Origin of the sequence: Microbacterium hominis NBRC 15708 (assembly GCF_001592125.1) — a bacterium.
In the GTDB taxonomy this organism is placed as follows: Bacteria; Actinomycetota; Actinomycetes; order Actinomycetales; family Microbacteriaceae; genus Microbacterium; species Microbacterium hominis.
In genome coordinates, this window is the sequence record NZ_BCWI01000002.1 from 229281 (window position 1) to 240311 (window position 11031).

Genomic DNA, 11031 nt, shown 5'->3' on the forward strand with positions numbered 1-11031 from the left:
GCGACGTGGCGTCCGCCCGGCACCGTGCGGAGCCGCTCAGAGGACCGTCCGTGCGTGGCGGAAGCGGATGCGGGTGCCCGGTCGCGCCTGGCCGAGCGCGTCGCGGTCGGCGTCCGTGACGACCGCGACGACGGGATAGCCGCCCGTCACCGGACCGTCGGGCCCGAGGATGACGGGGCGCCCGTCCGGGGGCACCTGGATCGCCCCCGGGAGCATCCCCTCGCTCGGGATCTCGGCGGTGTCGGTGCGCTCGAGCCCCGGTCCGTCCAGACGGATGCCGACGCGGTCGGCCTGTGCGGACACGGTCCACACGGCGTCGTAGAGCGGCGCGAGCGTGCGGACCAGGTGTGCGCGCGGGCCGGGGGCGAGCGCGACCTCGAGGTCGGCGCCGGGCGGGCTCCACGGCCGCAGGTCGTCGGCGGGGAGGGGCCCCGCCACGGCGTCGCCGACGACGAGCGCCGTGTCCGTCGACAGCGGCGGCGGCCCGAGACCGGCGAGGGTGTCGGTCGCGCGCGAGCCCCACAGCCGCGCGGCCTCGACGCCGCCGCGCAGGGCGAGGTAGCCGCGCGCGCCGTGATCGAACCAGTCGATGCGCAGCTCCGCACCCGGCGGCCAGCGATGGGCCGCATACGGGTCGACCGGGCGACCGTCCAGGAGGACCGGACCCCACGCCCCGGCGACCGCGAACCAGACGTCGTCGGATGCCGCGGCCTCGCGTACGGCGCGGAACCCGCCCATCGTGATCTCGATGCCGGCGGCGTTCTCGTCGGTGCCGACGAGCCGGTTGGCGGTGCGCAGTGCCGCCCGGTCGGCGGCTCCGGAGACCGCGACTCCCGCCGCGAGCGCGCCCGGCCGCCCCTGGTCCTGCACGGTGGCGAGCAGCCCCGGCGCGAGGACGCGGATCGCGGCCGCATCCGATCGTCCGCCCGCGTGCGCTGCCGCGCGCCCGTGAGAAACCATCGGCGCACCGAGACCACGCTCGGCATGCGATGTCTCGGTGCGCAATCGCGGTCTCGCGGACACGGCGGGCGTCGCGGAGGCGGCGGAGAGGGGCACGAAGCGGACGAGATCGCCGGGCTGGAGGAGCGCGGGTGTCGCGGCATCCGGATCGAACAGCGGCGCCGAGGTCGTGCCGATCAGCTGCCACCCGCCGGGCGTCGCGCGGGGGTACGCGCCGGAGAACGCGCCGGCGAGGCCGACCGCGCCGGCCGGAACACGGGGGCGCGGACGTGCACGTCGCGGCACGTCGAATCGCCAGTCGGGGCTCACGAGATAGCCGAACCCCGGCGCGAAGCCCGTGAAGGCGACCGTCCAGCGCGCAGCGGCGTGCCGGCGCACCAGCTCGGCGGGGCGGATCGCGAGCAGGGATGCCGCCTCCGCGAGGTCGTCGCCGTCGTAGACCACCGGGATCTCGACCGTGCGGGGCGTGCGCGCCGGCGCGGGCGTCCCGTCGGCGACGGCCGCGGCGATCCACGCTCGCGCCGCCGTCAGCGGCAGCACGGCGGGATCGACGACCACCAGCACCGTCCGCGCGGCCGGGACGAGGTCGACGACCCCGTCGATGCGCCCGGACGACAGCCGCGCGTGGAGGGCGAGCACGCGCTCGAGCCCATCCGTCTCGACGAGCAGGCCGCGGTCGCCGAACGGGCGGACGGAGACGGCGTCGGTCACCACGGCGGCGCGACCGCGATGCCCGCGGCATCCAGGGCGCGCCGCACGGCGCGGGCCATCTCGACCGCGCCCGGGGAGTCGCCGTGCACGCACAGCGACACCGCGCCGGTGTCGAGCAGGGTGCCGTCGACGGCCTCGACCACGCCGTCGCGCGCGAGCCGCAGGGCGCGGTCGGCGACCTGACCCGGGTCGTGGAGGAGGGCGCCGGGTGCCCCGCGCGGGACGAGCGTGCCGTCGGGCAGATAGCCGCGATCGAGGAACGCCTCGCGACGGAAGGGCAGCCCGGCGCGCGCCGCCTCGGCGGCGATGAGGCCGTCGAGGCCGAGGATCGGGACGGCGCGCCCGAGCCGGGCGGACAGCGCGGCGACGGCGCCGACGACCGCCCCGGCGTGGGCCGCGTCGTCGCGGACCGCGTGATAGAGCGCGCCGTGCGGCTTGACGTAGCGGATGTCGGCGCCCGCGGCGTCGAGGGCGGACAGCTGCGCGTCGAGGCTCGCCCGCAGGTCGGCCGGGCCGATCGCGAGCCGCGCCCGCCCGAAGCCGGCCCGGTCGGGATAGGACGGGTGCGCGCCGATCGCGACCTCCGTCGCCGTGGAGCGTTCGACCGCCGCGCGCATCGCGGCGGCGTCGCCGGCGTGGCCGCCGCAGGCGATCGAGGCGCTCGAGATCACCGCGAACATCGCGTCGTCGTCGCCGGTGGGCACCCCGTCGACCGTCTCGCCCAGATCGGCGTTGAGATCGATGACCGCCACGCTCCGAGCGTACCCGCGGGGTCCTCGGCGCGGCGCACGCAGCCGACGTGCACAACTCCTCCTCCTTGTTGCAAGACGAGGCTCTCGCAGGTGATGGGGCAGGTCGAGGCGGAGTTGTGCACGCTGCTCCCGACCCGGCACGCCCGGTAGCGTGGGGGCATGGCCCGGGCACGCGTGGAGGACGACGGACCGCAGGCGCGCCTGTCCGACGGCACGCTCGCGCGCGTCGTGCCGAGCCGGTTCGCGGGCGGGTACGAGCTCGACGTGGACGGCACGCCGCAGTCGCACGTCGACCTGGACGACCCCAGCCACCTCCACTTCGAGTACGTGGCACGGATGGGCGCGGTCATCGACCGTCTCCGGATGCCGGGGCAGCCCCTCACCGCCGTCCACCTCGGCGCGGGCGCCCTCACCCTCCCCCGCTACGTCGAGCACACGCGGCCGGGCTCGCGCCAGCAGGTGATCGAGCTGGAGCAGCCGCTCGTCGACCTCGTCCGCGCGCAGCTGCCGCTCCCCCGCGGCGCGCAGATACGGGTGCGGATCGGCGACGCCCGCGACGTCGCCGCCCGACTGCCGGCCGGGCTGCAGGGCGCCGCCGACCTCGTCGTGTCCGACGTCTTCGCCGGGGCGCAGACTCCCGCGCACCTGACGACGGTGGAGTACTTCCGCATCCTCGCGGGCCTGCTCGCTCCCGACGGCGTACTGCTCGTCAACGTGGCCGACGGCGCCGGCCTCGCCTTCGCGCGCCGCGAGGTCGCGACGGTGCGGGCGGTGCTGCCGGAGGTGATCGTCCTCGCGGAGGTGCAGACCCTCAAGGGGCGCCGCTTCGGAAACCTCGTCATCGCGGCGTCGCCGTCGCCCCTTCCGATCGAGTGGCTCCCGCGCCTGATGGCCGCGGGCCCCCACCCGGCGAAGGTGGCCCAGGGCGCCGAGCTCGACGAGTTCGCCCGGGGCGCGCAGGTCGCGACGGATGCCGACGCCACCGCATCCCCCAAGCCCGCCGCATCGGTCTTCGAGCGTTGAGAATCCGGCGGCGCGGCGTGTGCGCACGGGCTCGCCGCGACGGTCGGGTGAGACTGGACGGGCGCGCCGCACGCCCGCGCGATCCAGACGGAGGAGGGGGCTGCCGATGAGCTACATCAAGGGATACGACCCGCAGACCCTGCGGGAGATCGTCGACCCCGTCGACTGCCGGGAACGCCTCGACGAACTCGGCGACCAGCGGAGCCTTCCCGCGCTCCTCGAGCGGGTCTGGCTGCTGAAGGTGCTCGATCGCCTCGACGAGTCGCTCGTCGTGTCCGAGCAGTCGGTGCGGGTCGCCCGCATGGGCGGCACGCGCAAAGACCTGCTGCGCGCACGGATCCTGCACGCGAGCGTGCTGCAGTTCCGCGGGGCGTTCGCGGCAGCGCACCAGGAGCTGACGACCTGCGCCGAGGAGGCGGAGGGCCAAGGGTGGGCCGCCCTGGCCGCGTTCGCCTTCCAGCACCGCGGGAAGGTGAGCTACGAGGCCGAGGACTTCGCCGACGCGCGCGCCGACTTCAAGCGCGCCCTGTTCCTGCGTCAGCAGGCGGGTGCTCCCGAGGAGCAGCTCGAGTCGACGCTGCTCGCCATCGAGGCCGCCGATCGTCGTCGCACGGCTGTCGCCAGCTGAATGTCGCAGCCCCTCTCTAGCGTGACCGCATGACCGATCTGGACGTCGTCCGGCGCGAGGCCGAAGAGCTGATCCACGCGCATCTCGACACCTCCTGGACGTTCGCGTTCGACAACGCGAAGCGACGGGCCGGCGCCTGCGACTACACCCGCCGGCGCATCACCGTGTCGCGCTACCTCGCCGCCCGCTACGACGACGAGACCAACCGGCAGACGCTCCTGCACGAGGTCGCCCACGCCCTCGCCGGACCGCGCACCGGCCACGGGGCGGCGTGGAAACGCACGGCGCGCGCACTCGGCTACACGGGCGGAACCACCCACCACGGCGAGACGGCCACCGAGCTCGCCCCCTGGGTCGGCGTGTGCCCCGCGGGTCACGTCGCCTATCGGCACCGCCGCGCGACGCGCCCCACCTCGTGCGCCCGGTGCTCGCGCTCGTTCGACGACCGGTTCCTGTTCACCTGGACCCGGCGTGAGATCTCCTCGGCCACGCGGCGCGCGGCGATGACACCGCGCGAGACCGTCGGCGCCGGGCGCTGACGGCGCCGCTGCCGGGCGCCGCGTCTCGACTCGTCGCTGCGCTCCTCGCTCAACGACCGGAGGGGGTGGCGGGGCCCCGGTCGTTGAGCGAGCGCAGCGAGTCGAAACGCCCCGAGCCGAGCGGAAGCACCCCGAAGCGCCGGGTCAGGCGTAGGCCACGAACACGCCCGCGCGCAGGACGGGCGCGGATGCCGCGGCATCCACCTCTGCGGCCGCGAGCACCTCGTCACGCGCGTCACGTCCGATGAGCTCCTGTCCCGAGCCGCTCGCCGTGAGGAGGTGGCGCACGGCGGGCCGCAGCCCGCGGAAGGCCTCGCCCGCGGCGGCGGCTTCGGGCGACGTGTGGTCGATGCCGCGCGCACCCAGGGCGTCGATGACGGCTCCCGCGCCGAGCAGGTCCTCGACGGCGAACCGCAGCCGCGCATCGGACTCGCGGCCGGAAAGCTCACCGGCGGCGAGCACGAGGATGCTCGTGCGCGCGCCGCGGCGGCGCTGCTCCGCGAGGATCGCGTCGGCCACGGCGGCCGCATTCACGAGCGCACCGAGCAGCACGACGGCGCCGGTCGCGCCCGCACGCGCCGCGATCGCGGCACCGTTCACCGACGCGGCGTGCGCGGCGTCGTCCAGCGCCACCGCGTCTCCGGTCGCGACGCGGCGGGCGACCGTGCTGGAGAACCGCAGGACGTCGACGACGACCACGACGTCGGACGCCGCGACGCGATCGAGGCCGTCGGCACCCCATTCGAGGCGCACCTGGTACCGGGACTGATCGAACGGGGAGGCCATGTCTCCAGGCTACGGGGGCACCGGTGCGAGACTGGCGGTATGCGGATCATGCTCAAGCTCGTCCTCGACTGCGATGCGGATGCCGCGTGGCGCGCCCTGCACTCACCGCGCACGGTCGCCGACCTCTACGGTCCGTTCCTCGACCTCGCGCCCCTCGCCGCCGAGGGCCTGCCGACCAGACTCGTGCCTGGCGCCGACGTCCCGGTGGCGATGAGCGTCGCCGGCGTCGTCCCGCTCGGATCGCAGCTGATCCACGTCAGCGAGCGGCACACGGTCGACGCCCACGGCCCCGTGCGGATCTTCCGCGACAGCGGCATCCCGCTGACGGGACCGCTGGCCGCCCTCGACGTGTGGGACCACCAGATGGCGGTGGCGCCGGCGCCGGGCGACCCGTCGAAGACGCTGTGGCGCGACCGGCTCGTGATCGGCGGGGCCGCCGCGCCCGCGCTCTGGCCGGTGCTCTGGGCGACGTGGCAGTGGCGCGGCGCCCGCCTCGCCGCGCTCGCGCCGACCTGGGCCTTCGACCCCGACGCCCACCGCGACGAATCGCCGGCTGTCGCGGTCGAAGCCTGACCGCGACAGCCGGCACCGGACACCCCCAGGCATCCGGGTCCTCACTCGGCGAGCGCCTCCACGGCCGTCACCCGCGTCGCCAACCGCGTCGGGACGACCGTCGCGACGACGGTGAGGAGCGCAGTGGCCAGCACCACGACGAGCACCGGCATCCACGGCACGGCCGGGACCACCAGCGTCGGCGCGGAGAGCGCGGGCGGCACGGCCACCGAGCCGAGCAGCGACTGCGCGGCCACCCACCCGTAGGCGACGCCCAGCACGAGCCCGAAGGTGAGCGCCGTGATGGTGACGTGCACGGCCTCGAGCAGCACGACCCGTCGCACCTGGCGGGAGGAGAGGCCGAGGGCCCGCAGCAGTCCGAGCTCGCGACGTCGCTGGACGACGCCGATCGTCAGCAGGTTGACGAGGCCGACGGCGGCGATCACCGCCGAGACGGCGACCAGTCCCATCATGATGGCGGCGAAGGTGTCGAGCACGCGATCGAGCTCCGCGGGCGGCGTTCCCCCCGACGACGACGCCATCACGGCTTTGACCGACGCGCCGGCGACCGCGAACATCACGACGAGCGTCACGCCCATGACCACCCCGATCGCCATGCGGCTCGCCCGCTCGGAGTAGCGCAGGGCGTTCTCGGCCGCGAGGCGCGCCGGCGCCGACCGTCCGAACAGGCGTCCGGTGAGGCGCAGCAGCGGCGGCATGACGATGACGGCGCCGAGGGTCAGGCCGGTGAAGGACAGGATGCCGCCGAAGAAGGCGACGATGACGCCGAGCGGCGACACGAGCCCGACGACGACGCCTCCGGCCAACAGCGCCGCCCCGGCGAACGACAGGATCACGGCCGCGACATCGCGCGCCGGCGAGCGGGTCTGCTCGTGCGTGCGCGGGGCCGATCCGGCGAGCGCCTGCAGCGGGGTGACGGTCAGCACCCGCCGCGATCCGCTCCATGCACCCGCCCACGTGGTCAGCGCGACGACGGCGGCGGGCAGCAGCAGCACCGGCTGCGCGACGGCGTAGCCGGCCGTGATGCCCAGCAGCGCGTCGGCGAGGCGCACCAGGACGGCGGCGGCCGCGGTGCCCACCGCCAGACCGACGGCGGCACCGATGATCCCGACGCCGAGCCCCTGGCGGCCGACCTCCTGGCGCTGGGCACGAGCGGACGCGCCGATGAGGCGCATCATGGCGATGTGACGGGTGCGCCCGGCGACGATCGTCGCGAAGGTGTTCGCCGTCACGATCGCGGCGACGTATACGGCGACGCCGACGAGCAGGACGCTGAGGATGCCGAGCACGATCGCGACCGTCTCGCTGTTGCCGAGATACGGGTCGGAGCGCGCCCATGCCGCGATGTAGCCCGTCGCGGTGAGCAGCAGCACACCGAACGCCGCGGAGATGGCGGCGACGAGCACGGTCGCGCCCATCCCCCGCTCGCGCACCCACGCGAGCCGCGACGCGCGGGACGAGATCGCCGCCGGCGCGCCGAGCGAGACCGGATCGGCCACGGCGGCGCTCACACCGCCACCTCGGACGCGAGCATGAACGCCGAGACCTGCTCCGCGCTCTGCCGGGGCTTGTCGGCGACGACCCGCCCGTCCCCGAGGAAGAGGACGCGATCGGCGTGGGCGGCCGCGATCGGATCGTGGGTGACCATCGCGATCGACTGCCCGTGCTCGCGGCTCGCGGTCCGCAGCAGCGCGAGCACCTCACGGCTGGAGCGCGAGTCGAGGTTGCCGGTCGGCTCGTCGGCGAACACCAGGTCGGGTGCGGTGGCGAGGGCGCGCGCGATCGCCACGCGCTGCTGCTGCCCGCCCGACAGCTCGTGGGGGCGGTGCCGCAGTCGATCGCGCACGCCGAGGGAGTCGATGAGGCCCTCGATGCGGGCGCGCTCCAGCGCCGTGGGCCGGCGCCCGTCGAGGTCGAACGGCAGCAGGATGTTGCTCAGCGCGTCGAGGGTCGGCACGAGGTTGAAGGACTGGAAGACGAAGCCGATGCGCCGGCGCCGCAGCAGGGTGAGCTCGAGGTCGGACAGCCCCGTGATCTCGGTGTCGCCGATCCAGGCACGGCCCGTCGTGGCGGCATCCAGTCCGGCCATGATGTGCATGAGCGTGGACTTGCCCGACCCGGAGGGCCCCATGATCGCGGTGAACTCCCCGCGACGGATGCCGACGGTCACGCCGTCGAGTGCGCGCACCCCCGTCTCGCCGGCTCCGTAGGTCTTCGTGACGCTCTGCACACGGGCGGCGAGGCCCAGCTCGGTGGTCGTGATCTCCATAGCCCTCACGCTACGGACGCGACTACGGGCACCGCGTCGGCCTGCGGTCGCGAACGCGTACATCGCGAGGATGACGCACCCGGACGGTCGGGGGCGGCCCCGCCGCCGACCGGCGGGTCATCCGCGGGTCAGGCCAGCCCGTGCTCGAAGGCGAACACGACGAGCTGCACCCGGTCGCGGAGGGAGAGCTTGCCGAGGATGCGGCTGATGTGCGTCTTCACGGTCGCCTCGGAGAGGAACTCCCGTTGCGCGATCTCGGCGTTGGACAGTCCTCGGGCGGCGAGGGCGAAGATCTCGCGCTCGCGATCCGTCAGCTCAGTGAAGGTCTCGGGGATGGTGCGCGACGGCTCGGAGAACTGGGCGAACAGCTCGCGGGTCGCCGAGGCGGCGATGACCGCCGATCCCGACTGCACCGTCCGGATCGCGGCGAGCAGGAACTCCGGGTCGGCGTCCTTGAGGAGGAAGCCGCTGGCCCCCTGCCGGATCGCCCGCGCGGCCGCCTCGTCGAGGTCGAACGTCGTGAGCATGACGATGCGGGGCGGATCGGCGGCCAGCGTCGGATCGGCGAGGAGCTCGGCCGTCGCGGCGAGGCCGTCCATCACCGGCATCCGGATGTCCATCAGCACGACGTCGGGCCGGGTCTGGCGCACGACGCGCACGCCCTCGGCGCCGTCGCCCGCCTCGCCGACGACCGCGAGGTCGGACTGCGAGTCGATCACCATGCGGATCCCCGCACGGAAGAGGGCCTGGTCGTCGACGAGGACGACCCTGATCGGGGCGCTCATGCCTGTCCCCCGGCGGCGGACGGCGCGATCGGCAGCCGCGCCCGCACGACGAACAGGGCGCCCTGCCGGCTCGCGTCGAGCTGGCCTCCGACCAGCTGCGCACGCTCGCGCATGCCGATCAGGCCGTGCCCGCGGTACTCCTCGGCGGATCGGTCGCCGGCGACGGAGCCGCCCGCGGTCTCGACAGGGGCGACGGGATTGCGCACGGTCAGGTCCACTCCCCCAGCGTGCCACGCGAGATCGACGCCCACGGCCGCATCGGCGCCGTGGCGGAGCGCGTTCGTGAGCGCCTCCTGCAGAATGCGGAACACCGCGAGCTGCACGGCCGCGGGCACCTCCCCGACCGGCGCCGGATCGACGTCGACCCGGAGCGTCACACCCGCCGCACGCACCTGCGCGTAGAGCTGCTCGAGGTCGGCGAGGGTCGGCTGCGGGCCCTCCGCCTGCGTGTGGCGCAGCTGGGTCAGCAGCATCCGGACGTCGGAGAGCGCGGCGCGGGCCGTCGTGGAGATGGTGCCGAGCGTCACGGCGGCGACGGCGGGGTCGGATGCCGCGGCGTACCGCGCCCCGTCGGCCTGGGCGATGACGACGGCCAGAGAGTGGGCGACGACGTCGTGCATGTCTCGCGCGATGCGAGTGCGCTCCGCCTCGGCGACGGCGGTGGCCTCGGCGAGCTCCTGCGCGCGACGGTTCTCGCGGGCGCGCAGGCTCGTTCTGACCAGGGCGCCGGCGGTCCAGGCGAGCAGGAGGGCGAAGGCGGCGGAGGCGAAGGTCGCCGCGGTGGCGAAGACGTAGGTGCCGATGCCGCTGGTGGTCCACTGACCGAGCACGAGCGGCATGACGATGATGTAGATCGCGATGGCCACCGCCCCCAGCAGCGACGACGCGAACCCGAACCAGAAGGTGCGCCGCGCGCCGTAGGCCGCGGTCGTGTAGAGCACCCCGAAGATGGCGATGTTCGCCGGCAGCGGCGGCAGGCCGGTGGCCATCTGGAGGACCGCGGCGGCCCAGCAGACCGCGAGGGCGAGCTCGGGTGCCAGGCGGCGGACCGCGGCGGCCCCGGAGAAGACGAGGGTGAGCGCGAGCGCGACGATCAGCGCGACCCGCGAGGGGACCATCGCCGACCCGATCCCGTCGGACGGCACGAGCGTCGCGAACAGTGCGAACAGCGCGAACAGGCCGGCCGCGACGATGTCGACGGTCAGCTGCATGCGGGTCAGCGTCCGAAACACGCTACGACGCTACGCGACCGCCGCGCGCGGCGGCATCCATCGAGCGATGTATCGCCGTCGGCGCGCGCCGGGCCGGATCGGACCGCTTGGTCCGCGCGGTCCGCGCCGTCAGCCCGACTGCGGCACCAGCGGTCGGTGCTCGTAGAAGGTCTGCAGCACGACGGTCGTGCGGGTGCGGACCGCGGCGGCGAGCCGGATCTCACGCACGAGGTCTTCGAGGGCGCGCGGCGACGCGACACGGGCGAAGAGCATGTAGCTGGCGTCACCGGCGATGGAGTGGCAGGCCTCGATCGCGTCGAGGTGCTCGAGGAGCTCGGGGGCGTTGTCGGGCTGAGCCGGGTCGAGCGGCGTGATCTCGATGAAGGCGGCCAGCGGGCGCCCGACCGCCTCGGCGTCGACGAGCGCGCGGTAGCCGGTGACGACACCGCGCGACTCCAGCCGCTTGAGGCGGGCCTGGACGGCGGAGATCGAGAGCCCGACCGCGGCGGACAGGTCGGCGAGCGTCATCCGGCCGTCTCGCGAGACCTCGGCCACGACCCGACGGTCGACATCATCTTCCATGCATGGAAGAATATCCGATGCAAGGCAGTCTTGCCGTAAATATTCCTGTCTCGACGAGCGGAGGTGCCCACCATGTCCCTTTACACGCCCACGAAGTCCGTCATCGGAGAGCCCGAGGTCGTCGAAGACGACCGACCGATGGTGCCGCTCGTCGAAGACGACCGACCCATGGTGCCGCTCGTCGAAGACGACCGACCCATGGTGCCGCTCGT

At 74.4% G+C, this 11031-nt stretch carries 12 protein-coding genes; 4 read left to right on the plus strand and 8 right to left on the minus strand.

From position 1 onward, the window contains the following. Positions 1-36: 36 nt before the first annotated feature. Positions 37-1671: a 5-oxoprolinase subunit B/C family protein gene (locus MHO01S_RS04625; RefSeq protein WP_061781902.1), complete on the minus strand. Its 1635-nt coding sequence runs from the start codon at positions 1669-1671 to the stop codon at positions 37-39. Beyond that, on the minus strand, positions 1668-2423 hold the full coding sequence (pxpA, locus tag MHO01S_RS04630) for a 5-oxoprolinase subunit PxpA (protein WP_061781890.1): 756 nt from the start codon (positions 2421-2423) through the stop codon (positions 1668-1670). Before pxpA ends, MHO01S_RS04625 begins: the two co-directional genes overlap by 4 nt. A 159-nt stretch (positions 2424-2582) precedes the next feature. On the opposite strand from pxpA, the gene MHO01S_RS04635 reads away from it, so the two are divergent. The 3 genes from MHO01S_RS04635 to MHO01S_RS04645 all read left to right on the plus strand — a co-directional run bounded on the left by MHO01S_RS04635 (position 2583) and on the right by MHO01S_RS04645 (position 4613). Further along, positions 2583-3446, plus strand: coding sequence for a spermidine synthase (locus MHO01S_RS04635; protein ID WP_061781891.1), 864 nt, complete (start codon positions 2583-2585; stop codon positions 3444-3446). Positions 3447-3552: 106 nt separating this feature from the next. Further along, complete coding sequence (locus MHO01S_RS04640; protein WP_060958389.1) at positions 3553-4074, plus strand: hypothetical protein; 522 nt, start codon at positions 3553-3555, stop codon at positions 4072-4074. A gap of 29 nt (positions 4075-4103) precedes the next feature. Next, on the plus strand, positions 4104-4613 hold the full coding sequence (locus tag MHO01S_RS04645; RefSeq protein ID WP_061781892.1) for a SprT-like domain-containing protein: 510 nt from the start codon (positions 4104-4106) through the stop codon (positions 4611-4613). 144 nt (positions 4614-4757) lie between these two features. On the opposite strand, the gene MHO01S_RS04650 is transcribed toward MHO01S_RS04645, so the two are convergent. Continuing rightward, positions 4758-5399: a 2-phosphosulfolactate phosphatase gene (locus tag MHO01S_RS04650; RefSeq protein ID WP_061781893.1), complete on the minus strand. Its 642-nt coding sequence runs from the start codon at positions 5397-5399 to the stop codon at positions 4758-4760. Between the two features lie 39 nt (positions 5400-5438). Between MHO01S_RS04650 and MHO01S_RS04655 the strand changes: the two genes are divergently transcribed. Continuing rightward, positions 5439-5972 carry a hypothetical protein gene (locus MHO01S_RS04655; protein WP_060958387.1) on the plus strand — a complete coding sequence of 178 codons (534 nt, stop codon included), beginning with the start codon at positions 5439-5441 and terminating at the stop codon, positions 5970-5972. A 41-nt stretch (positions 5973-6013) separates the two neighbouring features. Here the strand turns inward: MHO01S_RS04655 and MHO01S_RS04660 are convergent, their stop codons facing one another. The 5 genes from MHO01S_RS04660 to MHO01S_RS04680 all read right to left on the minus strand — a co-directional run bounded on the left by MHO01S_RS04660 (position 6014) and on the right by MHO01S_RS04680 (position 10819). Then, positions 6014-7483, minus strand: coding sequence for an ABC transporter permease (locus MHO01S_RS04660; RefSeq protein ID WP_061781894.1), 1470 nt, complete (start codon positions 7481-7483; stop codon positions 6014-6016). After that, a complete protein-coding gene (locus MHO01S_RS04665) occupies positions 7480-8241 on the minus strand; it encodes an ABC transporter ATP-binding protein (protein WP_060958386.1) in 762 nt (253 codons plus the stop codon). The genes MHO01S_RS04660 and MHO01S_RS04665 overlap by 4 nt, the downstream gene beginning before the upstream one ends. Positions 8242-8369: 128 nt before the next feature. Beyond that, positions 8370-9026 carry a response regulator gene (locus MHO01S_RS04670; RefSeq protein WP_060958385.1) on the minus strand — a complete coding sequence of 219 codons (657 nt, stop codon included), beginning with the start codon at positions 9024-9026 and terminating at the stop codon, positions 8370-8372. Continuing rightward, entirely contained in the window at positions 9023-10258 is a 1236-nt protein-coding gene (locus MHO01S_RS04675) for a sensor histidine kinase (protein WP_060958384.1), read from the minus strand. The genes MHO01S_RS04670 and MHO01S_RS04675 overlap by 4 nt, the downstream gene beginning before the upstream one ends. 108 nt (positions 10259-10366) lie before the next feature. Continuing rightward, positions 10367-10819 (minus strand): Lrp/AsnC family transcriptional regulator, encoded by a 453-nt coding sequence (locus MHO01S_RS04680; protein WP_060958383.1) that lies wholly within the window; start codon positions 10817-10819, stop codon positions 10367-10369. Positions 10820-11031 lie beyond the last annotated feature (212 nt).